Source organism: Nocardioides sp. NPDC054178 (genome assembly GCF_055585005.1).
Window position 1 is genome coordinate 558,653 of the sequence record NZ_JBVJKY010000002.1, and the last position, 23,782, is coordinate 582,434.

Annotated in this window: 24 protein-coding genes and 2 tRNA genes; 6 read left to right on the top strand and 20 right to left on the bottom strand. The window is 69.4% G+C overall.

Translation table 11 applies throughout. From position 1 onward, the window contains the following. Positions 1 to 12: 12 nt before the first annotated feature. The 6 genes from ACZ6WN_RS09420 to ACZ6WN_RS09445 all read right to left on the bottom strand — a co-directional run bounded on the left by ACZ6WN_RS09420 (position 13) and on the right by ACZ6WN_RS09445 (position 6,423). A complete protein-coding gene (locus ACZ6WN_RS09420) occupies positions 13 to 1,842 on the bottom strand; it encodes a serine hydrolase domain-containing protein (protein ID WP_465864307.1) in 1,830 nt (609 codons plus the stop codon). Between the two features lie 68 nt (positions 1,843 to 1,910). Beyond that, positions 1,911 to 3,386, bottom strand: a complete 1,476-nt coding sequence (locus ACZ6WN_RS09425; protein ID WP_465864308.1) for an amidase — start codon at positions 3,384 to 3,386, stop codon at positions 1,911 to 1,913. Between the two features lie 38 nt (positions 3,387 to 3,424). Continuing rightward, entirely contained in the window at positions 3,425 to 4,483 is a 1,059-nt protein-coding gene (mgrA, locus tag ACZ6WN_RS09430; protein WP_465864310.1) for an L-glyceraldehyde 3-phosphate reductase, read from the bottom strand. Next, entirely contained in the window at positions 4,480 to 4,884 is a 405-nt protein-coding gene (locus ACZ6WN_RS09435; protein WP_465864311.1) for a DoxX family protein, read from the bottom strand. The genes mgrA and ACZ6WN_RS09435 overlap by 4 nt, the downstream gene beginning before the upstream one ends. Before the next feature lie 44 nt (positions 4,885 to 4,928). Further along, positions 4,929 to 6,191 (bottom strand): type II toxin-antitoxin system HipA family toxin, encoded by a 1,263-nt coding sequence (locus tag ACZ6WN_RS09440; protein WP_465864312.1) that lies wholly within the window; start codon positions 6,189 to 6,191, stop codon positions 4,929 to 4,931. After that, the gene (locus tag ACZ6WN_RS09445) at positions 6,184 to 6,423 is read right to left on the bottom strand and encodes a helix-turn-helix domain-containing protein (protein WP_378732053.1); all 240 of its coding nucleotides are present in this window, start codon (positions 6,421 to 6,423) and stop codon (positions 6,184 to 6,186) included. Before ACZ6WN_RS09445 ends, ACZ6WN_RS09440 begins: the two co-directional genes overlap by 8 nt. Before the next feature lie 446 nt (positions 6,424 to 6,869). Here ACZ6WN_RS09445 and ACZ6WN_RS09450 point away from each other — a divergent pair. Then, positions 6,870 to 6,942, top strand: a tRNA-Arg gene (locus ACZ6WN_RS09450). Between the two features lie 195 nt (positions 6,943 to 7,137). On the opposite strand, the gene dmpG is transcribed toward ACZ6WN_RS09450, so the two are convergent. The 3 genes from dmpG to ACZ6WN_RS09465 are packed head-to-tail and all read right to left on the bottom strand — an operon-like array spanning position 7,138 to position 9,943. Next, on the bottom strand, positions 7,138 to 8,163 hold the full coding sequence (dmpG, locus tag ACZ6WN_RS09455) for a 4-hydroxy-2-oxovalerate aldolase (protein ID WP_465864313.1): 1,026 nt from the start codon (positions 8,161 to 8,163) through the stop codon (positions 7,138 to 7,140). Beyond that, positions 8,160 to 9,134, bottom strand: coding sequence for an acetaldehyde dehydrogenase (acetylating) (locus ACZ6WN_RS09460; RefSeq protein WP_465864314.1), 975 nt, complete (start codon positions 9,132 to 9,134; stop codon positions 8,160 to 8,162). The genes dmpG and ACZ6WN_RS09460 overlap by 4 nt, the downstream gene beginning before the upstream one ends. A gap of 5 nt (positions 9,135 to 9,139) precedes the next feature. After that, complete coding sequence (locus ACZ6WN_RS09465; protein ID WP_465864316.1) at positions 9,140 to 9,943, bottom strand: 2-keto-4-pentenoate hydratase; 804 nt, start codon at positions 9,941 to 9,943, stop codon at positions 9,140 to 9,142. A gap of 69 nt (positions 9,944 to 10,012) precedes the next feature. Between ACZ6WN_RS09465 and ACZ6WN_RS09470 the strand changes: the two genes are divergently transcribed. Beyond that, entirely contained in the window at positions 10,013 to 10,783 is a 771-nt protein-coding gene (locus ACZ6WN_RS09470) for an IclR family transcriptional regulator (RefSeq protein WP_465864317.1), read from the top strand. A 17-nt stretch (positions 10,784 to 10,800) separates the two neighbouring features. On the opposite strand, the gene ACZ6WN_RS09475 is transcribed toward ACZ6WN_RS09470, so the two are convergent. The 6 genes from ACZ6WN_RS09475 to ACZ6WN_RS09500 form a co-directional block, all read right to left on the bottom strand. Continuing rightward, positions 10,801 to 11,079 carry a hypothetical protein gene (locus tag ACZ6WN_RS09475; RefSeq protein ID WP_465864318.1) on the bottom strand — a complete coding sequence of 93 codons (279 nt, stop codon included), beginning with the start codon at positions 11,077 to 11,079 and terminating at the stop codon, positions 10,801 to 10,803. Then, positions 11,076 to 11,609: a GNAT family N-acetyltransferase gene (locus ACZ6WN_RS09480; RefSeq protein WP_465864319.1), complete on the bottom strand. Its 534-nt coding sequence runs from the start codon at positions 11,607 to 11,609 to the stop codon at positions 11,076 to 11,078. Before ACZ6WN_RS09480 ends, ACZ6WN_RS09475 begins: the two co-directional genes overlap by 4 nt. Positions 11,610 to 11,656: 47 nt before the next feature. Beyond that, a complete protein-coding gene (locus ACZ6WN_RS09485; protein ID WP_465864321.1) occupies positions 11,657 to 12,733 on the bottom strand; it encodes a PDR/VanB family oxidoreductase in 1,077 nt (358 codons plus the stop codon). After that, a complete protein-coding gene (locus ACZ6WN_RS09490) occupies positions 12,730 to 13,680 on the bottom strand; it encodes a metal-dependent hydrolase (protein ID WP_465864322.1) in 951 nt (316 codons plus the stop codon). The genes ACZ6WN_RS09485 and ACZ6WN_RS09490 overlap by 4 nt, the downstream gene beginning before the upstream one ends. Beyond that, positions 13,677 to 14,543, bottom strand: a complete 867-nt coding sequence (locus ACZ6WN_RS09495) for an alpha/beta fold hydrolase (protein WP_465864324.1) — start codon at positions 14,541 to 14,543, stop codon at positions 13,677 to 13,679. Before ACZ6WN_RS09495 ends, ACZ6WN_RS09490 begins: the two co-directional genes overlap by 4 nt. Positions 14,544 to 14,688: 145 nt before the next feature. Then, positions 14,689 to 16,131, bottom strand: coding sequence for an NAD(P)/FAD-dependent oxidoreductase (locus ACZ6WN_RS09500; RefSeq protein WP_465864326.1), 1,443 nt, complete (start codon positions 16,129 to 16,131; stop codon positions 14,689 to 14,691). 312 nt (positions 16,132 to 16,443) lie between these two features. Here ACZ6WN_RS09500 and ACZ6WN_RS09505 point away from each other — a divergent pair, with 312 nt between their 5' ends. From ACZ6WN_RS09505 to crcB, 3 genes are read left to right on the top strand one after another with little or no spacing between them, the layout of a single operon-like run. After that, positions 16,444 to 17,388 carry an ATP-binding protein gene (locus ACZ6WN_RS09505; protein WP_465864327.1) on the top strand — a complete coding sequence of 315 codons (945 nt, stop codon included), beginning with the start codon at positions 16,444 to 16,446 and terminating at the stop codon, positions 17,386 to 17,388. A gap of 16 nt (positions 17,389 to 17,404) precedes the next feature. Continuing rightward, positions 17,405 to 17,893 carry a fluoride efflux transporter FluC gene (locus tag ACZ6WN_RS09510; RefSeq protein ID WP_465864328.1) on the top strand — a complete coding sequence of 163 codons (489 nt, stop codon included), beginning with the start codon at positions 17,405 to 17,407 and terminating at the stop codon, positions 17,891 to 17,893. Beyond that, the gene (gene crcB, locus ACZ6WN_RS09515; RefSeq protein WP_465864329.1) at positions 17,890 to 18,258 is read left to right on the top strand and encodes a fluoride efflux transporter CrcB; all 369 of its coding nucleotides are present in this window, start codon (positions 17,890 to 17,892) and stop codon (positions 18,256 to 18,258) included. The genes ACZ6WN_RS09510 and crcB overlap by 4 nt, the downstream gene beginning before the upstream one ends. Positions 18,259 to 18,262: 4 nt before the next feature. Here crcB and ACZ6WN_RS09520 read toward each other — a convergent pair whose 3' ends face one another. Together ACZ6WN_RS09520 and ACZ6WN_RS09525 are read right to left on the bottom strand one after the other, a co-directional pair. Then, the gene (locus tag ACZ6WN_RS09520) at positions 18,263 to 18,619 is read right to left on the bottom strand and encodes a metallopeptidase family protein (protein WP_465864330.1); all 357 of its coding nucleotides are present in this window, start codon (positions 18,617 to 18,619) and stop codon (positions 18,263 to 18,265) included. A gap of 30 nt (positions 18,620 to 18,649) precedes the next feature. Then, positions 18,650 to 18,997: a WhiB family transcriptional regulator gene (locus ACZ6WN_RS09525; protein ID WP_357334458.1), complete on the bottom strand. Its 348-nt coding sequence runs from the start codon at positions 18,995 to 18,997 to the stop codon at positions 18,650 to 18,652. Between the two features lie 280 nt (positions 18,998 to 19,277). Between ACZ6WN_RS09525 and ACZ6WN_RS09530 the strand changes: the two genes are divergently transcribed. Then, positions 19,278 to 20,327 (top strand): hypothetical protein, encoded by a 1,050-nt coding sequence (locus ACZ6WN_RS09530; RefSeq protein WP_465864331.1) that lies wholly within the window; start codon positions 19,278 to 19,280, stop codon positions 20,325 to 20,327. A gap of 86 nt (positions 20,328 to 20,413) precedes the next feature. Here ACZ6WN_RS09530 and ACZ6WN_RS09535 read toward each other — a convergent pair whose 3' ends face one another. From ACZ6WN_RS09535 to ACZ6WN_RS09545, 3 genes are all read right to left on the bottom strand, one after another. Next, positions 20,414 to 21,085: a hypothetical protein gene (locus tag ACZ6WN_RS09535; RefSeq protein ID WP_465864332.1), complete on the bottom strand. Its 672-nt coding sequence runs from the start codon at positions 21,083 to 21,085 to the stop codon at positions 20,414 to 20,416. Positions 21,086 to 21,717: 632 nt separating this feature from the next. Next, positions 21,718 to 21,791, bottom strand: a tRNA-Asp gene (locus tag ACZ6WN_RS09540). 77 nt (positions 21,792 to 21,868) lie between these two features. Beyond that, a complete protein-coding gene (locus ACZ6WN_RS09545; RefSeq protein WP_465864333.1) occupies positions 21,869 to 23,677 on the bottom strand; it encodes a PGAP1-like alpha/beta domain-containing protein in 1,809 nt (602 codons plus the stop codon). Between the last annotated feature and the right edge of the window lie 105 nt (positions 23,678 to 23,782).

Consider the following 23,782-nt stretch of genomic DNA (forward strand, 5'->3'; position numbering starts at 1 on the left):
ATCGCTGACTTGTCACCTGTCGCTGAGGGCCCAGCCGTCGGCGACGATGCGTGCCTCGTCGCCGGGCCGGGAGGAGTCGAACACCGTACGCCGCCCCTGACTGACCACGATGCCGTCGACGTAGATCCCACGGCCCTGGGACGTCGAGTCGGTCTCGTAGGTCCACCGGACCGCCGTCGTCCCCTGCGGGAGCTCGGCCCGTCCGCGCAGCCAGCGACGGCCGCCGTAGCCGTTGACCGCCTCGCCGGTCTCCCAGCTCCAGTCGCCGCCCTCGAGGGTCCAGGGCAGGGCGCTGAAGGTGGTGCCGTCGGTGGAGTGCTGCAGCCGGCCGACGTCGTAGCGTGGCTCGGTGTCGAAGTAGTAGTCGAAGCGGAGCGTCGCCGTCCCGGTGGCGGGCAGCGGCACGTCGAGGGTCGCCTTCTTCGCGTTGGTGCGACCCGAGAACCACGACGTACGTCCCTGGGCCGGCCGGACCGCCGAGGCCATCCCCAGCGCGTCGGAGACGGCGCGACGGGAGGGGTTGTTGCTGCCCCAGTCGCGGCTGGGGTGGACACGGTTGGTCATGAGCACGACGAGCTGGTGGCCGATCGGGTCCATCACGATGCTGGTGCCGGTGTAGCCGGTGTGCCCGAAGGAGACCGGGGACCAGATCGGGCCGTGGTACCAGGTCGTGGCGAGCTCCCAGCCGAGGCCGCGGGAGCTGGTGAACCGGGCCCCGGTGTAGTCGAACAGCGACAGCCTGACCGTGTCCTCCGCCAGGATCCGGGTGCCGTTGTAGACGCCGCCGTTGAGGTACATCTGGCCGAACCTCGCCATGTCGGCCGCGGTCGAGAACACGCCCGCATGACCGGCGACGCCACCGAGCGCCCAGGCGTTCTCGTCATGCACCTCGCCGCGGATCATCGGCCGGCCGGCCCACGGCTGGTACTCGGTGGCGGCGACCCGGTCGAGGCGGTCTGCGGGCGGGTTGTACATGGTGTCGCGCATCCCGAGCGGCTCGGTGATGTGGTCGCGGACGTAGACGTCGAGCTTCTTCCCCGAGAGCCGCTCGACCAGCAGGCCGAGGGTGATCAGGTTGATGTCGGAGTAGCGGTAGATCTGCTCGGGCGCGTGCGTCGGCGTCGTGTCCATGATCGCCGCGACCCGCTCCTCGTAGGTGTCGTAGCCCGCCCACAGCGACGGCGAGGGACCGGCGAGCAGGCCGGAGACGTGGGTGAGCAGGTGGCGCACGAGGATCGCGTCCTTGCCGTGCGGCGCGAACTCGGGAAGGTAGGTGACGACCGGGGCCTCGAGGTCGAGACTGCCCCGCTCCATCAGCTGGAGGATCACGGTCGTGGTGAAGAGCTTGGACATCGAGGCGATGTCCCACATCGTCTCCAGCCCGGCCGCGACCTGCTGCTCGGCCGGGAGCTCGACGACAGTGGTCCCGTCGAGGCCGTAGCGGAGCGCCTTGCCCACGCTCTCGTGGGCGACGACGACACCGTCCTTGACCGCGATCGCGGTGGCGCCTGCGTACAGGGGGTGGGCGGGGTTGTCCGGCGTCGGCTCGAGGAACCGGGTCAGCTCGCTGCGGATCCTCGCGATCTGCGCCGGGTCGAGGCCCACCTGGCGGGGGTGGCCGGGGCGCAGGACGGTGCGTGGGGTGAAGGTGAGCTCGTCGGGCGTGATCGTCGGCGGCTGCCCGGCCAGCGAGGCGAGCGTCCGCCGGGCCGCCCTCGTCGGGTCCTCCGGCGTCGTGGCCACCGCGGCACCGCCACCCAGGAGAGTCATCGCGACCCCACCCAGCGTGCTGCCGAGAAGGGTGCGCCGAGAGGTCATGAGCATGTCCGGAGACGGAGTCATACCCCGATACTGCCGCTCCGGCACCGGCAAGGTGTGGTGAAAGGAAATTTTCTTTCACGCCGCCGGGCTCAGAGCGTGGGCCAGAGCTCCGCCCACGGCTTCGCCTGCTCCAGCTGAGCGGCGACCTGCAGCAGCAGCGCGTCGTCACCGAGCTGCCCGGAGAGCTGGATGCCCAGCGGCAGCCCGGCAGCGGTCCGGTAGGTCGGCACCGAGATCGCCGGGCGTCCGGTGATGTTGGCGAGCTGGGTGTAGGGCACCCAGCCGAGGTTCTCGTCGACCAGCTGGTCGATCATCCCGGTCGCCCGCATGATCCGCCCGCCGTGCACCTTGTGGAGCACGCGCGCCGCGGTCTGCAGAGCCTTGGGTGTGGTCAGCTGGCCGACCTTCAGCGGCGGCTTCGCCAGCGTCGGGGTCAGCAGCAGGTCGTACGTCTCGTGGAACTCGCTCAGGCGGCGTACGTGGTTGCGGCGGTTGATGTGCGCGAGCTCGACGGCGACCACTCCCCCGGCCCGGCCGAGCTCGGCCACGGCCAGGGTGTCGGCCTCGAAGTCGGCGTCCTTGGCCCCGACGCGGAGCTTGGCCTCGGCGACCTCGGCGGCGGCCGAGGCGAACCAGATGGTGAGGAAGTCGCGGCCGAGCTCGGCGGCGTCGTAGGGCGCCTCCACCTCCTCGACGTCGTGGCCGAGCGCCTCGAGGGCCTTGGCCGCGTCCTCGACGGCGGCGATCGCCTCCGGGTCGGGCGCGGTGATCGAGGAGGTCGAGGTGAACCCGATCCGCAGCTTGCGCGGCGCGGTCGCGATCGCCTCGGAGAAGGCGGCACCGGGGTGCGGAGCGTGGATCATCGCCAGCGGCTGGTCACCGATGAGCGCGTCGTAGAGCCCGGCCGCGTCGCGCACCGTGCGGGTCACCACGCCCTGGACGACGAAGCCGTTGGAGGCATCCAGGCTCTGCGGGCCCAGCGGCAGCAGGCCGCGGGTGGTCTTCAGCCCGACCAGGCCGTTGCAGGCCGCCGGGATCCGGATCGATCCGCCGCCGTCGTTGGCGCCGGCGGCCGGGACGATCCCGGCGCCCACCGCCGCCCCGGAGCCACCCGAGGAGCCGCCGGGCGTGTGGTCGGTGTTCCACGGGTTGCGCGCCGCGCCGAACAGCTCCGGCTCGGTGATCCCCTTCGACCCGAACTCCGGGGTGTTCGTCTTGCCGAAGATCACCAGACCGGCGTCCAGGGCGCTCCGGGTGAAGTACGAGTGCTCCTCGGCGACGTCGTCGACGAGCGACCGCGAGCCGTAGGTCGTGGGGTGCCCCTGATACTCCTGAGCCAGGTCCTTCACCAGGAACGGCACCCCGGCGAACGGCCCGCTCGGACCGTCGCCGGCGACCTGGGCGTCCGCTTCGGGGATGTCGGCGACGATCGCGTTGATCCGCGGGTTCACCGCCGCCGCCCGCTCCCGCGCCGCGGCCAGGACCTCGGCCGCGGTCACCTCCTGGTCAGCGACCAGCTTCGCCAGCCCGGTGGCGTCGTACGTCAGATACTCATCGACCCGCATGAGCGCAGGCTAGCGGTCATCGCGCCGGTGCGGAGGCCTCAGTTGAAGATCTCTCGGTAGTCACCCTCGACCCGGTCGCGCTTCCACAGGTCGATGCCGGTGGACGCGGCGTACTCGTCGATCCTGGCCAGCTCCTCGGGGGTGAGCTCGGGACCGGAGAGCGCGCCGAGGCAGTCGGTGACCTGCTCGGGGCGGGAGGCGCCGATGACGACCGAGGTCATCCGGGGGTCGCGCAGCGCCCAGGCGAGCGCCATCTGGGCCAGGGTCTGGCCGCGCTCGTCGGCGAGAGCGTTCAGCGACTCGATGCCGGCGAGCGTCTCGGGCGTGAGCGCCTCCGGGGTCAGGAACCGTGCCTTGGCGGCACGGGAGTCCTCGGGAACGCTGCCGCCGAGGTACTTGTTCGTCAGCAGACCCTGCGCCAGCGGCGAGAAGGAGATGGCTCCGGCCCCGACCTCGTCGAGCGTGTCCAGCAGCGAGTCGGTCTCGAGCCAGCGGTTGAGGATGGAGTACGACGGCTGGTGGATCAGCAGCGGCGTGCCGAGGTCGCGCAGGATCGCGGCCGCCTCGCGGGTCAGCGCCGAGGAGTAGGAGCTCAGCCCGACGTACAGCGCCTTCCCGGACCGCACGATCTGGTCGAGGGCGCCCATCGTCTCCTCCAGCGGCGTGCTGGGGTCGGGGCGGTGGTGGTAGAAGATGTCGACGTAGTCGAGCCCCATCCGCTTCAGCGACTGGTCGAGGCTGGAGATCAGGTACTTCCGCGAGCCGCCGATCTTCCCGTACGGCCCCGGCCACATGTCCCAGCCGGCCTTGGTCGAGATCACCAACTCGTCCCTCAGGCCGGCGAAGTCGCCGCGCAGGTGGCGGCCGAAGTTCTCCTCGGCGGAGCCGTAGGGCGGGCCGTAGTTGTTGGCCAGGTCGAAGTGGGTGATGCCCGCGTCGAACGCGGTGCGCAGGATCGCCCGCTGCCGCTCGAACGCCAGGTCGTCGCCGAAGTTGTGCCACAGCCCGAGGCTGACCGCCGGCAGGTCCAGGCCGCTGTGCCCGGTCCGCCGGTACTGCATCGCGTCGTAGCGCGACTCCGCAGGAACGTACGTCATGCGCCGGTCCCCTTTCCGGCGCGCAGCGCCACCTTGATCATCGGCCACTGCAGCGGCAGCCGCGCGAGCGTACCGGCGAAGAATCCCGCCGACGAGGCGGTCCGCTTCCGGTTCGCCCGCTTCCCGGCGTCGACGCTCATCTGCACGTTGGCCGGGAACACCCCGACCAGCAACGCCGCACTCGCCAGCCCCGCGATCCGGCGGGTCTTCGGGTGCAGCAGCCCCAGCCCGCACACGATCTCGGCCACCCCGGACACCTCGACCACCTTGCGCGCCTCCGGCAGCTGCCGCGGCACGATCGACTCGAAGACCTGCGGCCTCACCAGGTGCAGGGTGCCGGATCCAAGGAACAGAACGGCGAGGCCGGCAAGCGGCAGGTCGAGAGAGGATTCGGTTCGCACGGGTACGACTCTTCCATAGCCATCAAAGGCTCACCGCGGGACCGTCACAACCGTCCTTCGGACCCGCTCAGCTCTGCTCCCGCAGAACGCCCGTCCCTCAGGTTGGCGGTGAAGGCGCGGATGTCCTCGACCAGGCCCGGGTGCGCCCCGTGAGCGGGGACTTCGGTCTCGACGATCTCGGCGATGTCTGCCAGAACGCCATCGACCAGCGTCTCCGCATCACGGAGGCGCCACGAGCCGACCTCGGCGACCAGGTTGGCGCGCGTGAGCGCAGCGTGCCGGTAGACCCCGTCGACCGCGAGCGCCAGCTCGCCGTCGTTGGGCAGATGCCGTTGCGGAACAACGTCGTAGGCGGGAGCGATCTCGACCGAGCCGTCCGGGTGATGGAGGAGCGAGATGTTCTTCGCGTGCATGTCCAGGTTTCCGATGGCCGCCGCCAACACGGTCATCCGGGCCAGCTTCCGCAGCGAGGCGGAGTCACCGAGCGCACTGAACTCACCGGCGATCCGCTTCAGCGAGACCTTGCCTCCGTACTTCTGATACTTCTGATCTCCTCGAGCACCCAGGACCTGGTTGAAATCCTCCTGGTGCACTCGACGCGGAACACCGCCGACCGCATCGCCCCGGTCATACCGCTCGATCACCAGCGCCGGCACGCCCGCGAACTCCTCGATGAACGTGTCGTACGTCGTCAGCCCCAAAGCCTGCGCGAACCGAGCGCCATACTCCTCGTCGTAGATCATCGACGGGAAGTCAGTGGTGACCGGCTTGAGGATGTGCGTGGACGGATACCCGTCCAGCGCTCGGTGCCAGCCGTCGTCGTTGCGCACCAGGACGATCTTGTCCTGAACCCCGGCGAGCGACGTCTTGCCGCCAGTCGGCTTGTTGGCGAGCGGGAAGGAGCTCACCTCGCCGAGAAGGTCAGCAACACCTTGCTCACCGACCGGTTCGAGCTTCGGGATCCGCGGCTCGCCGGGAACGTCCGGGTCCCAGATCTGCAGCGCCCCCGCGACGTCTCGCCCATAGGCCCGCAGCAGCCCGATCACGTCGCGCTCACTGACATCGGCCATCGCCGCGAGCCTCGTCCGCATCCGACCTTCGGGAAGCATCTCGGCAAAGAAGTTCTGCCGTCGCGGCTTGCGCCCGCGTGGTGCGACCGGGGCCAGCGGAAGGGCCAGCGACAAGACCGTGCTGTCCAGGCCGTACGTCTCCACCGCTTCGGCGGAGGCGATGAAGTCGTACGTCGTGCTCGACCCGCCCAACCGACCGATCGGCTTGCCGTAGAGCTCGACGACGAGGTCACTCATCGTCGCTCCTGGGCTCGATGGTGGCCGTCAGCTCGGTCCCGGTCTCCCGCATGAGCGCGAACAGCCGCTCGACGAAGATCGACGGCTTCCCCGCTTCGATCTCCCAGATGTAGCGCTGCGTCGTCCCGATCCTCGCCGCGAGCTCACGCTGACTCCAGCCGTTCAGCAGCCGCGCCTGCTGCAGGATCCTCCCGAGCGACTCCGGGCTGGTGACCTTTCCGGTGTAAGACATGAGCACCTCCTACGACTACGATAACGTATTCAGGTCCTTTGACTACGAAAACGTAGTCAAAGGACCTGACTCCCTTTCGGTAGTCATGGCGCCATATCGGGATATCCCGATAAACCAGTTGTCGCCCACACGAGCGGCTGCGTAGCGTGGTGGTCATCGAGCGCAGCACCGAGCCGCGCGGATCCAAGGAGGTGGAGCAGTGGGACACATGCCGACTGCCCGTCGCTGGCGACGCCACCTCCAGGAGCGAGCCCTGTAACAGCCGATCCGGCACAGAGCTCGCCTGCATCTGGGTGAGCCAACGGATAGGCGGCCGGTCTCCAAACCCGCGGAAAGTGGGTTCGACTCCCACCGCCCGGGCTTAGACCTTGATTCGACGCGAGTGTCCGGCGACGCCTTGGGCCTCATAAGCCCGATGGTCCTGGTTCGACTCCAGGCCCCGCCACGCCCTTGTGGTCCAACGGACTACGACGCCGGCCTACGAAGCCGGAGATGGAGGTTCGACTCCTCCCGAGGGCACGTACGTCTCGCTCAGACCTGCGCCCCCGATCGCAACTTCCACACATATGTGCCGAAGTTGCGGCTTCAGTCACACGGTGGCCCGTCATTTCCGTGCATGCGCATGGGAATGGCGAGCGACGGTTCGTCCAAGCCTGACGTGGGAGTCCCGACGTCACCCTGTGACCTCAGGACTCCCACGTCCGGCTGACTCCGTCAGGCGTCGGCGGCCTCGCGCTCGGCGAGCTTCGTCAGGCAGATGTCGACGATCATGTCCTCCTGGCCGCCGACCAGGCCGCGGCGGCCGCACTCCATGAGGATGTCGCGGGTGTCGACGCCGTAGCGGGCGGAGGCGTTCTCGGCGTGGCGGAGGAAGGACGAGTAGACGCCGGCGTAGCCCATCGTCAGCGTCTCGCGGTCGACGCGGACGGGGCGGTCCTGGAGGGGACGGACGATGTCGTCGGCGGCGTCCTGGAGCTTGAACAGGTCGCAGTTGTGCTTGAAGTCCGACAGGTTCGCCACCGCGATGAAGGCCTCGATCGGGCAGTTGCCGGCACCGGCGCCATGACCGGCCAGGGACGCGTCCACCCGGTAGACACCGTTCTCGACCGCGACGACCGAGTTGGCCACCGAGAGCGACAGGTTCTCGTGGGCGTGGATGCCGATCTCGGTCTCGTCGTCGAGCACGGACCGGTAGGCACGGACCCGGTCACGGACGTCGTTCATCGTCAGCCGGCCGCCGGAGTCGGTGACATAGACGCAGTGGGCGCCGTAGGACTCCATCAGCTTGGCCTGCTCGGCGAGCTGCTCGGGCGGCGCCATGTGCGAGAGCATCAGGAACCCGGAGACGTCCATCCCCATCTCGCGCGCGGCGGCGATGTGCTGGGCCGAGACGTCCGCCTCGGTGCAGTGCGTCGCGACGCGCACGGACCGTACGCCGAGGTCGTAGGCCCTCTTCAGGTCGTGGATCGTGCCGACGCCGGGGAGCAGCAGGGTGGTCAGGCGGGCGTTCTTGATGACCGAGGCGGCCGCCTCGATCCACTCCCAGTCGGAGTTGGAGCCGGGTCCGTAGTTGACCGACCCGCCGGTCAGACCGTCGCCATGGGCGACCTCGATGGCGTCGACGCCGGCCTCGTCGGCGGCGATGACGATCCGCTTGACGTCCTCGGGGGTGATCCGGTGGCGGACGGCGTGCATGCCGTCGCGCAGCGAGACCTCTTGGACATAGATGGGAGTGCTCATCGCGCGGCCTCCTTGGGCGAAGCGATCCGGTCGGCCATCTGCAGGGCGGCCGAGGTCATGATGTCGAGGTTCCCCGCGTACGCCGGGAGGTAGTGCGCGGCGCCCTCGACCTCGAGGAACACCGACACCTGGTGCGTCGGCCGGGCTTCGTCGGCCGAGGCGAGCAGCGTCTCCACCGGCTGGTCACCGGGGATCTCCTGCACCTGGACCTTCTGCTTGAGGCGGTAGCCGGGGACGTACGCAGCGACGTCGCCGACCATCTTCTCGACCGACTCGGTGATCTCCGCGGTCAGCTCTTCGAGGGACCGCGAGCCGCCCTCGACCAGGGCATACACCGTGTCGCGCATGATCAGCGGCGGCTCGGCCGGGTTGAGGATGATGATCGCCTTGCCACGCTTGGCACCGCCGACCTGCACGATCGCGCCCGAGGTGGTCTCGGTGAACTCGTCGATGTTGGCCCGGGTGCCGGGACCGGCGGAGCGCGAGGAGATCGAGGCGACGATCTCGCCGTAGGCGACGGGTACGACCCGCGCGACCGCGGCCACGATCGGGATCGTCGCCTGCCCGCCGCAGGTCACCATGTTCACGTTCGGGGCGTCGATGTGCTCGTCGATGTTGACGGCCGGGATGACGTACGGCCCGATCGCGGCAGGAGTGAGATCGATCAGCCGCTTCCCGTAGGGCTCCAGCGCGGCCGCGTTGGCGACGTGCGCCTTGGCCGAGGTCGCGTCGAAGACGATCTCGATGTCGTCGAACCCCGGCAGGGCGATCAGCCCCTCGACGCCGTCCGACGTCGTCGCGAACCCGAGAAGCTCGGCGCGAGCCAGACCGTCCGAGGCAGGGTCGATCCCGACCATCGCGCCCATCTCCAGGTGCTGCGAGGTTCGCATCACCTTGATCATCAGGTCGGTGCCGATGTTCCCCGAACCGATGATCGCCACTTTCGTCTTGGCTGTGCTTTCCGCTGGCATGGACGTCACTTCCCTACGCTGAAGGTCACCGAGCCGAGGCCCGACACGGTGGAACGAACGGTGTTGCCCGGGGCGATCGGCCGCATCGGGCCGAGCGCGCCGGAGAGGATGAGCTGGCCGGCACGCAGCGGCTCACCGAAGTCACGGGCGTAGCGAGCCAGCCACTGGACCGCGTTGACCGGATCGCCCAGACAGGCGGCGCCGGTGCCGGTCGAGACCTCCTCGTCGTCGATCGACATCGACATGGTCACCTCGCGCGGCTCGAACTCGTCGAGCCGTCGCCGTTCCGACCCCAGGACATAGGCACCGGCCGAGGCGTTGTCCGCGACCGTGTCGCCGAAGGCGATCTTCCAGTCGGCGATCCGGCTGCCGCAGATCTCGATGGCGGCGACGGCGTAGTCGATGGCCTCGCGCACCTGGTCGTAGGAGAGGTCGCCGTCGGCCAGGTCGGCCGCGAGGACGAAGGCGATCTCGGCCTCGGCCCGCGGCTGCAGGATCGCGTCGGCGGGGAGCGTGTCCCCGTCGGCGTACGCCATGTCGTCGAAGAGCACGCCGAAGTCCGGGGTGTCCACGCCGATCTGCTCCTGCACCGCCTTGGAGGTGAGCCCGATCTTGCGGCCCACGATCGTCGCCCCGGCGGCGAGCCGGCCGGCGGTGAGCCGCTCCTGGATCGCGTACGCCGTCTTCAGATCCGTCGCGTCCAGCAGGTCCCGCATCGGCGGCACGGGGACACCGGTCGCCGCGGCGGTCAGCAGCCGATCTGCCGCGGCATCGACGGCAGCATCGGACGGGGAGGTCACTTCGTTCATAGGCCCACGGTCTCAGCAGTTGGGCGAAAGGAGCGGGCCAGGCGTCCCGCTGACCGGTACGGTGATCCCATGACGCACCAACCTGCCGATCTCGACACCGTGCTCGGCAAGGCGGTGACCATCCTGCGGGCCTTCACGGTCGACGACCAGGTGCTCTCGCTGGCCGAGCTCGTCCGCCGCACCGGACTCCCCAAGGCGACCGCCCACCGTGTCGCCGGCGACCTGGTCACCAACCGCCTCCTGGACCGCACCAACCTCGGCTACCGCCTCTCCGGCGGTCTCTTCGAGCTCGGCATGCGGGCCTCGGTCGAGCGCTCGCTCCTGGAGCTGGCGATGCCGTTCCTCCAGGACCTCTACGAGCGCACCCACGAGACCGTCCACCTGGGCGTACGCGAGGGTCACGACGTCGTCTACGTCGCCAAGATCGGCGGCCATCGGCAGGCGAAGTCGCCCTCCCGGCCGGGCGGCCGGATGCCCGTCCACTGCACCGCCATCGGCAAGGTCCTGCTCGCGTACGCCGACCCCGAGGCACAGCAGGAGATCCTCAGCAGCCCCCTCGAGCGACGTACGCCTCACACGATCGTCGCGCCCGGCCTGCTGGAGAGGCAGCTCGCTGCCGTGCTCGAGAACGGCGTCGCCTTCGAGCGCGAGGAGTCGGCCGTCGGGCTGCAGTGCATCGCGGCTCCGGTCCTCGCCGAGGGCGGGGACAAGGCGCTGGCCGCGATCAGCGTCACCGGCCCGGTCGGCCGCTTCCGGCCCGAGGCCCACGTGACCCTCGTCCGGGCCGCGGCCCAGGGCCTCTCCAGCCTGGCGAGTCGCCGCCGTTCGCTGTCGAGCTGACGGGCTACCAGGAGAGGTCAGTCGGTGCGTGCCGGCGGCAGATCCGCCAGCCGGGCGTCCGGGTGCGCCCGGACCGCGTCGAGGAGCTCCAGCCAGGCTCGCCCGACCTCGTCGAGCCTGTGCTCGGAGACGAGCCGGAAGGCCGCGGCCCGCAGCACCTCGACGTCCACCTCGGGCGCACGGCCGGTGGTGCGCAGCCCGGTCAGCACCTCCTCGACCAGCTCTGTGGGGGCGGCAGAGTCACCGGCCAACGCCCACTCCAGCTCGCCCTCGGTGGCGACGCCCTGCTCGTTCACAGCTTGATCCAGTAGCGCCGGGTGGGGCCGTAGCCGTACGCCGCCGCGTCGATGACGTCCTGGAGCTCGCCGCCCTGGGACTCGATGGTCCGGGCGGAGGCCTCGTTGTCGTCGTCGCAGGTGAGCAGGACACGCTCCAGGCCGAGCTCCCGGGCCTCGTCGAGGACCAGCCCGAGCGCCCGCCCGGCGTGACCTCGCCGGCGGGCCGAGGAACGCACCGAGTAGCCGATGTGGCCGCCCACGTTCTCGAGGAACTCGTTGAGCGCGTGCCGCAGCTGGATGAACCCGACCACCTCGGAGCCCTCGGTGATCCAGAAGGACGAGGCGTGCACCCGCCCCGCGGGCGGCGGGATCGTGACGTCGCGGTCCCGGGCGGTCTTCGCGACCAGCCGCTCGCACGCCTCCCGGCTCACGTCGGCGGCCTCCTCGTCGGGGATGGACGCACCGTCGAGGTGGGCTCCGCCGAACTCCGCGACGCACGCCGCCCAGGAGTCGTAGAGATCGATGGAGGGAACGGCGAGGGCGGTCATGTCGCACAGGACATCAGCCCGCGGCCCGAGGGGCAAACCGTTATCGATCAGCCGTCGATCACCACGGTCCCCTTCGCGCGCGAGACGCACAGGATCATGTGGCCGTCACGCTCGTAGTCGGCCAGCGCGTGATCGCGGTGCTCGACCTCGCCCTCCAGGACCCGGACCCGGCAGGTGCCGCAGAAGCCCTGCTGGCACGAGTACGCCTGGGCCGGCCGCACCCGCCGGACCGCGGTCAGCGCCGACTCCTCGGCGCCCACCTCCACCTCGACGTCGGAGTCGCCGAGGCGTACCCGGAACGGACGGCCGCCGAGCACCGGCGGCGGCGAGAACCGTTCGTAGTGGAGCGTGTCGATCAGCGGGTCGGGGATCTGCGCACGGATCGCGTCGATCATCGGCATCGGCCCGCAGCAGTAGAGCGCGGCGCCCTCGGGCGCCATCGAGATGATCTTGGCCGCGTCGGGCACGCCCCGCTCGTCGTCAGGCCACAGCTGGATCTCGTGGTCACCGACGATCTCCCGGATCTCCTCCAGGAACGGCATCGTCTCGCGCGAGCGTCCGGTGTAGACGAACTCGTACGGCACGCCCCGCCGCACCACGTCGCGCAGCATCGGCAGGATCGGGGTGATCCCGATGCCGCCGGCGACGAAGAGGTAGCCGGCGGGCGAGTCGACGAACGGGAAGGCGTTGCGCGGACCCTTCAGGACCAGCCGGTCACCGACGGAGAGGTAGTGCGCCTCCACCGACCCGCCGCCTCCGCCCGCGGTCGGCGCGATCCGTCGCACGCTGATCCGGTAGGCGGAGAGGTCGTCGGGGTCGGAGTTGAGCGAGTACTGCCGCAGCCGCCCGCTGGGCAGCACCACGTCGACGTGCGCGCCCGGGTCCCAGGCCGGCAGGTCGCTGCCGTCCTCACGCTCGAACCAGATCGCCCTGACGTCGAGACCCTCCTCGTCGATCCGGCTGACGCGTACGTGCAGGTCGCGGTCGATCCGCCCGAGCGGCCTGCGACCGCGCCAAGAGCGGTAGGCGGCCTTGGTCCAGTAGCCCCCGACGATCGCCTCGAAGCCTCGGTAGAGCCGTGAGTCGGGGATGTCCGGGACCGTGTAGTGCGCGGGCTTGGTCACGTGCCCTCCACGCTGTGCGTCTCCGCGATCGCGTCGGCGCGCAGCGCCGCGGGCGACTTGGCCAGATAGCTCACCGCCTGGGCGGTCGAGCCCTCCTTGGCCGGGTCGTAGTTCGGCAGGAAGAACTTCCACGTCGCCCACCCGATGCGTACGACACCCGGCACCAGCCCACGACGCTCGGCGTCGATCAGCTGGAACAGCCTCGCCCTCGGCCGCCTCGCCGGATCGGGCTGTGCCGGATCGAGCGGGGTCGGGTCGTGGTCCATCAGGTAGCCGGCGCCACGCCACCACAGCACGAGCAGCGCGGTGCCGCCGAGCAGGTAGGAGCGGACCCGACGCAGGTAGCGCCCGTCGACGTGCTGGAAGACGTCGTAGGCCACGTTGCGGTGCTCGACCTCCTCGGCACCGTGCCAGCGCAGCAGGTCGAGCATCGTCTCGTCGGCGCCGGCCGCGTCGAGCGCGGGCGAGTTGAGCACCCAGTTGCCGAGCACGGCGGTGAGGTGCTCGAGGCCGGCGATGATCGCGGCCCGCTCGATCAACCACTCCTCCTTGGCCCGGCCGGTCAGGTCGCGGTCGCCCAGGATCTTGCGGAACAGCGCCTCGATCTCGGCCGCGAACGGACGTACGTCGAGCCCGTTGTCGGTGAAGTAGTCCTGGACCTCCTGGTGGGCGGCGGCATGCACGCCCTCCTGCCCGATGAAGCCGATCACGTCCTCACGCAGCTGGTCGTCCTCGATCAGCGGCAGGATCTCGGAGAAGACCTTGACGAACCACCGCTCGCCCTCGGGCAGCAGCAGGTGCAGGACGTTGACGTAGTGGGAGGCGAAGACCTCGCCCGGGATCCACACCAGCGGCAGCTTGCTCCAGTCGAACTTCACGTTCCGCGGGTGGAGAGCCACCTTCGCCGGCTCGTGCCCGCGCTTGCTCTCCTTGGTCGTCCTGCTCATCGCACGCCCTCCTTCTCGATGAAGGCCACGATCTCGCCCGCGACCAGCTCGGGTTCGGCGGCCACCACCCAGTGGCCGCCGTCGATGACCTGGGTGGCCAGCGACGACACGTACGCCCGGGGCGCCTCGGTCTGCAGCGGCACCGTCACGTAGTCGTCGCCGCGCGGGGCGATCACCAGCACCGGCACCTTCGTCGACCGGGGCTGCGGACGGAGCAGCTTGCCGAGGAAGTTGGCGCGGTAGAGCTCGACGCCGTTGACCTGGTCCTTCGTCGGTCGTGGCCCGCCACCGACGAACCGGTCGAGCAGCCCCGAGCGCACCATCGCCTCGGGCAGCAACGGCAGCTGGAAGGCGAAGACGTACCAGGAGTGGGCCAGCTGCCGCAGCGAGCTCCCCAGGTGCGTCCGCTCGCGCAGCCACGTGGTCGCCATCCCGAGGTCGGGCCCCGAGATCGAGACGTACGTCGCGATCCGGCTGTCCAGGGCCGGGTCGGTCACCGACTCCCAGGTCTGGATCGAGCCCCAGTCGTGCGCCGCGACGTGCACGGGCGCATCGGGCGAGACGGCGTCGATGACCGCCTGGAAGTCCGCGGAGAGCTGCGCCAGGCGGTAGCCGGCGGTCGAGCCCGGCACCCCCGACTCGCCCGTGCCGCGGACGTCATAGGCGACGACGTGGAACCGGTCGGCGAGCACCTCTGCGACCCCGTCCCAGACGGAGTGGTTGTCGGGGTAGCCGTGAACCAGCACCACCGTCGGCGCGTCGGCCGGTCCCTGCTCGAAGACCGCGAGCTCCAGCCCGTCGGTGGTCTCGACCAGCCGCTTCGTCACCTCGGTCACCTGGTTCACTCGCCGGCGCTCGTTCACGCGTCCTCCTCCGATAGCGGGTGTCTCATCAACGGATTAATGAGACACCGTGTCTGCATACAATAGCAAGCACCGATCTCGGAGCGCGGAAACAGATCGGCCCGCCGCAGACATCGTCTGCGGCGGGCCGGTCGGGAAGCAGCGGCTACGAGGCGCTGTGGGAGTCGGCCAGTCGCGACTCCTCGGCAGCGTGCTCCTCGAGCTCCTTGCGGCGGCGTTCGACCTGCAGAGCCACCTCGGCCGGGTCGTCGATGAGGGCGGCCATACCGCCCGGGACGCGTTCGAGCGCCTCACGGGCGAAGATCTGCTGCATGGTGGTGGTGCGCTCCGAGCGGTCCTTGCCGATGAAGGACATCATCCAGTGCAGCGTCGCGGTGAGCCGGTTGCGGAACCCGGTCATGTAGGCCAGGTGGACCAGCAGCCAGCCGAACCAGGCCAGGACGCCGGAGAGCTTGAAGCTGCCCATCATCAGCACCGCGTTGAAGCGGGAGATGGTGGCCATCGAGCCCTTGTCGAAGTACTTGAAGTCGCCGGGCTCCGGCTTGTTCTTCAGGCGGGCCTTGATGGTCTTGGCCGAGTGCTTGCCACCCTGGATCGCGACCTGGGCGACGCCGGGCAGGTGGTTGAGGTTGATCATGTCGCCGACCACGAAGATCTCGGGGTGGCCGGGCAGGGTCAGGTCGGGGTTGACCGCGATCCGGCCGGCGCGGTCGAGCTCGGCGCCGGTCTGCTCGGAGAGCGTCTTGCCCAGGGAGGACGCCTGCACACCGGCGGCCCAGATCTTCGCGATCGAGCCGATCCGCTGGGTCTTGCCGTCCTTGAACTTCATCTCGATGCCGAACTCGTCGACGTGGGTGACCATCGCGCCGAGGACGACCTCGACACCGGCCTTCTCCAGCGCCTTCTCCGCCTTGGCACCGAGCTTCTCCCCGAACGGCGGCAGCACCTGCGGCGCGGCGTCGACCAGGACCACCCGGGCCTTCTCGGACTGGATGTAGGTGAAGTCCTTCTTCAGCACTCGGCGGGACAGCTCGGCGATCTGGCCGGCCATCTCGACACCGGTCGGACCGGCACCGACGACGACGAAGGTGAGCAGGTCACCGATCGGCTCACCGCGCGAGGCGGTCAGCTCGGCGATCTCGAAGGCGCCGAAGATGCGGCCACGCAGCTCGAGCGCGTCGTCGATCGACTTCATCCCGGGCGCGAACTCGGCGAAGTGGTCGTTGCCGAAGTAGGACTGGCCGGCACCGGCGGCGACGATCAGCGAGTCGTAGGGAACATCGATCTCCTGGTTGAGGATGCCCGCCTTGACCGTCTTGGCCTCGGTGTCGATCTCGTTGACCTCGCCGAGCAGCACGGTGGCGTTCTTCTGCCGGTGCAGGATGTCGCGGGTCGGCGGGGCGATCTCGCCCTGCGAGAGGATTCCGGTCGCCACCTGGTAGAGGAGCGGCTGGAACAGGTGATGGGTCGTCTTCGCGATCAAGGTGACCTCGACGTCGTCGCGGCCCTTGAACGCCTTCGCGGAGAAGAGCCCCCCGAAACCGGAACCGATGATGACGACCCGGTGCTTTGCCTGGTCCGCTGACATTGACTAATCCCCTACCTCAAACGAGACCTTTTGAACGTTCCACCTCATATTCTGAACCATGCCGGCGGATCTGTTCATTCCCGGGCACGACTACTTCGTCACAGTTGCCGGACGGCCGCCGAGTATGTGCTCGCACCGCGTGTCCGTTATCGAGTCGAAACCCCTTGACTTTAATCTGTGAGGGCGACCGGGACCTTATGCCCTAGTGGTCCATGGCCCGGATCAGACACCTTCAAGTGCGGAAAATTCTTGCAACGAACAGCACACAACGAGATCGTGTGCATGCCGACCCGCGAGATCGGAGGAGGAGACATGCCGTTGAGCCGGCCCGCTCTCCTGCTCCGCACCGGTTCCCGCGCCGTCCAGGACGCTCGCGTCTGGGTCCGGGCGGCCTGCGAGGAGATCGAGCGCACCGACCTCGTCGACTGCGCCGAGTTCGGCGTCTCCGAGCTGGTCTCCAACGCGCTGTTCCACGGCACCGCCCCGGTCACGATCCGGATGCGCGGCACCGTCGACCACCCCCGCGTCGAGATCCGTGACGGCTCGACCGAACCGCCGCTGCTGCCGGTCCCGCTCGCCCTCGACGACGAGGACGAGGTCCTGCTGACGGTCGGTCGCGGCCTCTCGATCGTGGCCAGCGTCTCGGAGGCCTGGGGCGCCGACATCGACGCGTCCGGGAAGACCGTCTGGTTCACCCCCGCCACCGAGATCGATGAGGGCGACGGCGTCGAGGGCGTGATCACCGGGCCCGCCGGCGCACCACCCCGGCTCGAGCGCCTCGGCCCGGAGGCGGTCGAGGTCAGCATCCTCGGCGTGCCCGTCGCCCTCTACAAGGGCTTCCAGCACCACTTCCGGGAGCTGCGGCGAGAAGTACGCCTCCTCTCGCTCGCCCATGCCAACGACTACCCTCTCGCCGCCAGCCTCTCGGCCCTGTTCGGCTCGCTGGAGCGCCAGCTCCTCGACGGCCTCGGCCACGGCCAGCTCTCCGGGGTGATCGGCTCGAGCTCGGGCCGCGACCGGGAGACGGCTGACCTGCACGTACGCATGCCGCGGTCCGCGGCCGAGACGATGCGCCGCTTTCTCGACATGCTCGACCTCATCGACGAGTTCTGCCGCCAGGAGCGTCTGCTCGTCCTGGCCCGCTCGCCCGAGCAGGTCACCTTCCAGCGCTGGTTCCTCGGTGAATACCTCACCCAGGCCGCCGGCGGCCGCCCCACCCGGTGGAGCGCGGCACAGATGACCGGGCCGCTCCGGTAGGGCATACGCTGTCCGCGTGCTGCGTGAGCATGGCGACCTGCTCGCCCCTATCGCTGCCGGCGGAGCGCTCGGCTCGCTGGCCCGCTGGGGCCTCACGACGATCCTCCCCCACGGCGGCCACTCCTGGCCCTGGTCGACCTTCCTCACCAACGTCTCCGGCTGCCTGCTGCTGGGCGTGCTGATGGCGTTCGTCCTGGGCCCGTTGTCCACGGTCCCGTTCTGGGGCCGCTACCTGCGCCCGTTCCTCGGGGTCGGCGTGCTCGGTGGCTACACGACGTTCTCGACCTACGAGCTGGAGACGTACGTCCTGGGCGGGCACATGCCCGCGATCGCGATGCTCTACCTGCTCGCCTCGGTGGCCTGCGGGATCGGCGCCGCCTGGCTCGGGCTGACACTCGGCCGGGTGGTCGTGCTCGACAGCGGCCGAGAGGTCGTGGTCGACGGCATCGACCCCGACCTCGATCCCGACCCCGGCCCGGATACGGGCCGAGGAGTGGAGCGATGACCGCGCTCCTGGTCGTGCTCGGTGGTGCGATCGGCGCTCCGGCGCGCTACCTGACCGACCTCTACGTCCGGCGATGGACCGGTTCGGACTTCCCGTGGGGGACGATGGCGGTCAACGCCGTCGGCTCGTTCGTGCTCGGCCTGCTGGCGGGGGCGGCCGCGAACGGCGTACTTCCCGGCTGGGTGCTCACCCTGGCCGGCACCGGCTTCTGCGGGGCCCTGACGACGTTCTCGACCTTTTCCTACGAGACCGTCCGCCTGGCCGAGGACGGCCGCTGGCGATCAGCCGCGCTGAACGTCCTCGGCTCCCTCGCCGTGGGAAGCGCCGCGGTCGGCCTCGGCTGGCTGATCGGGTCGAGCCTCTAGGGACCTAGGCCCAGCCGAGCTGGTGGAGCTTGTCGTCGTCGATGCCGAAGTGGTGGGCGATCTCGTGGACGACGGTGATGCGGATCTCGGCGGCCAGGTCGGCCTCGTCCACGCACATCTGCTGGAGAGGCTGGCGGAAGATGAAGATCCGGTCCGGCAGGGTGAGGCCGTAGAGGTCGTTGCGGTCGGTCAGCGCGACGCCGTCGTAGAGTCCGAGGGTGTCGCGAGGCTCGCCCTCCGGCGGCCACTCCTCGACGAGCACGACGAGGTTGTGCACCTGGGCGGCGAGCTCATCCGGAATGGCGTCGAGCGCCTGGTCCACAAGTGCGTCGAAGCGCTCTGGGCTTATCTCAATCCCCACAGCAGACATTCTGCCGGGTGACAGATACGACTACGCAACTGCTTCCGACGTATTTTTCCGAAGGTTTGCGCGAGCCTGGCGCTCCAGGTCCCGCTGGTGGAGCTCTCCGTTGCGCGGGCGGCCCCGGGTGCGCTTGCGCGCGACGACGATTCCCTCGTAGAAGACCTCGCCGCCCCACACGCCGTGCGGCTCCTGCCGAGCGATCGCGCCCTGCAGACAGGAACGCTGCAGCGGACACGTACGGCACAGCTCCTTGGCGCGGTCCGCGTCGGCGCTGGTCGCGGCGAACCACAGGTCCGCGTCCTCGATCGCGCACGGCAGCTCGCTCCAGTGCACGCCGGTCGTCTCTCTTGCCGTCGCCACAGGCGAACCAGTCATCACAGCCCCATCCCCTCGCCGATCCCCGTCGTCAGGGATACCCACCGAAGAGGGTGGTCGGACGGCCTGTCAGTTTTCTGTCAATAGGCAGGTGTGCGTAGCCGTCATGCAGTTGAGATGTCATCTACATCAGGGGATTCCACAACATCGCGACCCTGCTGGTACAAACTGTCCACACTAGAAGGAGGAAGGGCTAGGGTTTGCGAACATGCGCTCAATGAGAAGGGCCTCGGCGTCCATCACCGTAGGCCACCGACCCGTGGAGGATTTCCACCGACGGATGGCGCATGATCCCAACAGCCGAGCCATCGCCTCGGAGACCCGAGACTGGCTCCTGGTGAAGTCGCTGCTGCAGCCCGGTGAGGTCCAGTGGGCCCGGGTCGCGGTCAAGTTCCCCCACGAGGGGAACGCCTCAGGTCACGCCTTCCTGACCGACCGCCGGGTGATGTTCGAGTTCCACGAGCGCGTCTTCTCCGTCAACCTGGCCGTGCTGACCTTCATCGGTGTTCCTCCGCCGCCCAGCCTGGGCGACTTCATCATCGAGGCGCTGGTCCCCGGATCGTCCTACTCCACGACGATGAAGATCCGGGACAAGGACGCCTTCCACGACTTCTTCCCGACCCTCGACTACGCCGCGCGAGCCGCGGGCGCGCAGGTGAACGTCGACGCCAGCTGGGGCGGTGAGTACGGCACGGGCAACGCCTACGGCCAGCCCACCCCCACCGCCACCAGCTACGGCGTCGCGCCGGCACCGGGGTCCTACCCGAACCCGGGCTCCTACCCGAACACCGGCTCCTACTACCCCAACCAGGGCTCGTACGGCACCAACACCGGCGCCTACGGGCAGGCGCCGAACACCGGCGCCCAGCGCGCTGTCGGCAGCGCGTACGGCGGTCAGGCGGGAGCCCAGCAGCGGGCCCGCGAGGAGGCCGCGCTGATCGAGGCCAACCTCACCCACGCGCTCCCCGCCTTCCTGCACGAGGGCGAGTCGATCGTCGCCGGGGCCGACATGATCCAGAACATGACCGACGTCGAGATGAAGGTGATGGCCACCGAGTCACGCCTGATCGTCGTCGAGGGCAACATCGTGTGGGCCTCCCCGCTCGAGCACACCCACGTCATCTACGCCGGTGGCGAGCGCAGCCACCTGCGGCTGCTGGCCGAGCGGGTCACCGAGACCATGGCGCTGACCCCGGGACCGCCGACGGCCAACCCGTCCGACCGGCGCCGCCTCGTACTCCGTACGCTGCGCGACGCCGCTGCCGGCGAGCAGCTGCACAACCACCTGACCACCAACGGTGGCCAGGTCTTCGACGCCTGGCCCGAGTAGTCTGCGGCTGCTCCGCAGCTCGCCCTGTCGGGCAGACATGAAGAAGAGCCCCAGCCGTTGGCTGGGGCTCTTCGTGTTGCTGTGGGTCAGTCCTGCGGGTTGAAGAACAGGCCGAGGGCGACCGCCCAGACGACGTGCCACAGGTAGACACCCAGGACGGTGCCCCATCCGAGGTTGATCGAGAAGAAGCCCGGGTCGATGCCGATGACATCCTCCGGGTGCAGGGCCGGGATCCACCAGCCGCAGGACGCGGTGGCGAGGAACATACCCATGCCGAGCGAGCGCGCGAGGTTGCTCGAGGTGGTGTGGGTCTTGCCGAGCCACGGGAAGATCACCAGGGCGTAGGCGAGCGCGAAGACCATGCCGTTGAAGTAGTGGAAGCCCATACCGGCGAACCACTGCGAGACGGCGAAGCCGGCCTCGTTGGCGGTGGCGTTCGGCGTCAGGATGACGCCGTTGAAGAACGCGAAGTCCAGCGGGCCCTCCATGATGCCGAGGCCGTAGATCCAGTAGCCGAACATCGTGGCGAGCTGGGTGGCACCGAAGCCGGCGATGAGCGCGCCGATGAGACGGTTGTTGTTGACGAACTGCGGCCAGTGCGTTCCGGTCGTCTGCGCCATCACGGCCGGCTGCTGGATCGCGGGCTCCTGGTACTGCGGCTGGGCCTGGGACTGCTGCGGACGCTGGTCCCAACCAAGGGCGGGGGGCTGCTGCTGCGCCGGGGCGGCCGGGGTGCGGTAGGCACCGTTCGTCTGCATCCGTGACGCAAGCTCGTCCGCACTCGCCGCATGGGGCGGCCGATGCGGGTAGTACGACGACATGGTGGTGTTGCCTCCTGAATACCGAACGTCTTAGTCGTTCCCCCGTGCCCTGCCGAGTTGCGACGTCGACACAAGCGGCAGAATCCTCTCACGAGAGGACAGCAGCCCGCACGTTACCGCCAAATCGGCTTATATCCCACACGGTTGAACGGCCCGAACCGGGGGTGAGATCGAGGGATCTCCGGCCCGAGACTCCTGCCGAAGCAGGACGACCACCCTCCCACGCTCGAGCCCCGTCGCGCTCGCCACAGCCCGGCGTGTCCCGCCGTCCCGGAACAACACCCGACCCACAGGTCACACCAACCGAAACAAGGCCCTCCAGCCACAGCAAACAGGGGCAAACGACGAGCCGGACGAGCTGGACGAGCGGGCCGAGAACTGTGTTGGTCTCGACACGCCTCCGCCTAGCGGGTCCGGCGGCTCGACCACCGGACGAACGCGAAACACTCTGACCCCGAGGGGGCTAAGGGGGTGCGGGGATATCCCCCGCCGCGGCCGGAGCCCGCCATGTAAATGACGAAGAGGACGTGGTCGCATTTCTGCGACACACGCCCTCTCTGATTCGTCCGCGACCCTGACGAGACTTGAACTCGCGACCTCCGCCGTGACAGGGCGGCGCGCTAACCAACTGCGCTACAGGGCCTTGTTTGTTTCCGCTGTGTGCGGCAACGGGAAAAACATAGCCCATGGGTGCGGGGGATTCACAATCGGGGATGCGTCCTACTCCTCGAAGGGTTCGTCGCCCTTGGGTTCCTCGTCGGTGAGGCCCTCCACGAGCCGGTTCTTGACCATGTACGCCATGGCCCGTTCGGCCGCGCGGGCCTTGCGTCGGAGGGCCTCGACGCCGGGGGCCTTCTCGTCGCTGTAGGCGGCGAGCCGGGCGACCTCGCGCCCGGTCTGACGCTGGATCTCGGACATCGCGAGCCAGACCCCCAGATCCTGCTCGAGGCCTTCGCGGGCGCGCAGGATCGCAGCGGTGAGGAGCTGGATGACGGTGACCTCGACGTCCTCGGCGGTGGACGAGCTGGAGACGAGGGTGGCGGCGATCGTGCCGGCACCGGTGGTGGTGATCGCGCCGGCGGTGACGAGCCCGCCGACCATCCCGCCGGGCCCGAAGGCGGAGAGCGCGCCGACGATCGCCGCTCCCCCGGCCAGCCCGGCGGGGGCGGCCAGGGCGAGCCCGATCGGCCCGGCGACCAGCACGGCCGCGCCGATCCCGATGCCGACCCACAGCTTCCACTGGTCGACCGGGTAGACGGCCTTCGACGCCGACTGCATCGCGATGTGCAGATTCTCGCCGAGCCCTCCCCCGAGCCCCATCCAGACCGTCAGGTCGTGGAATGCCTGACGGCGTACGTCGTCGGGGACGTCGATCTCGTAGGGCCGCACCGGATTGGCGGTCGCCAGCGCGACCAGGGCGAGGACGGCCTCCTCCTTGGAGAGCTGGGTCAACGGCTTGGGCCGAGGCAGGTCCCGGGCCCCCGGGCCTTCCGTGAACGGCACCGTCGGCGAGACGCGCAGGTCGAGGAGCTGCTGCGGGATGCGTACGTCATCGGCCTGGTAGTTCTCGATCAGCCGCTCCAGGACCTCGTGCTGCACGACACGGAGGGCCGCGCCGAAGCGTTCCTGGGTGGCCCCCTTGAGGTGGTCGCGGAGGAACTGGGCGTAGGCGAGCCACAGCGCCAGGCGCACCTCGAGGGAGTTCAGCGCGACGTCGGGGGTGCCCTCGACGATCGCCACCTCCTTGCTGAGGGAGCCGAACAGGCCGCGCCCGATCGCGTTGGCGACCGGCTTGGAACGGAGGTAGGTGGTGGTGCGGTGGTCGAGACCGAGCCCGACCTGGAGGTCGAGCGCCCAGGGGAAGTGGCGCCAGATGCCGCGCAGACCGGTCACCGCGTCGCCGTTGCTCCACACGTTGACCCACCACCCGACGTGGTCCACCGGTGCCTTCATCTCCAGGCGGTCGGAGTCCTCGTGGAGGTTCGGGTGGGCGGCTGGGCTACCGATCGTCACCAGCCCGGTGACCGTCAGCTTCGGGGGGAGCCGGCGGAGCAGGTCGATCGCGATGATCGAGCCGAGGCTGTGGCCGACGATGACGATCTCCCCCTCCTCGGGAAGCTCGTCGAGCACCATCCGCAGCGTCCGCGCCCGGATGCCGGGCTTGGTCACGTAGTTGTGCGCCTGGCGGAGCACCCGCAGCACGATCGGAGCCAGCGAGTCGGTCACGCCCACCGGCGAGGCGGGCACGGGTTCGCCCAGGACCGACTCGAGCTCCGCGGTCGCGCGCTCGACCCGGCGGCGTACGTCCCGCTGCTCCTCGGCGCTCAGCTTGGGAGCGGTGATCGGCGGGATCTTGATGGTCTTGTCGCCGTCGGCGGTGCGGAGCACGTCGGGATACTTCGGCGCGATCACCTCGACCTCGTCGAGCCCCGGGTAGCCGGCCTCCTGCAGCGAGCTGTCCAGCGCGCGACGCCAGGCGTCGCGGGGGTCGCCGTTGCCGACGCCGTGAAGATAGAGAAGCGAGACCACCCTTGGATTCTCTCGTATGACTCGGCCGGATGACTGTTTCTCGGGTTGGTGTGGGCCGCTACTCGGGGTTGGTGTGGGCCGCCGACCCGTTCTCGAGTGTTTCTC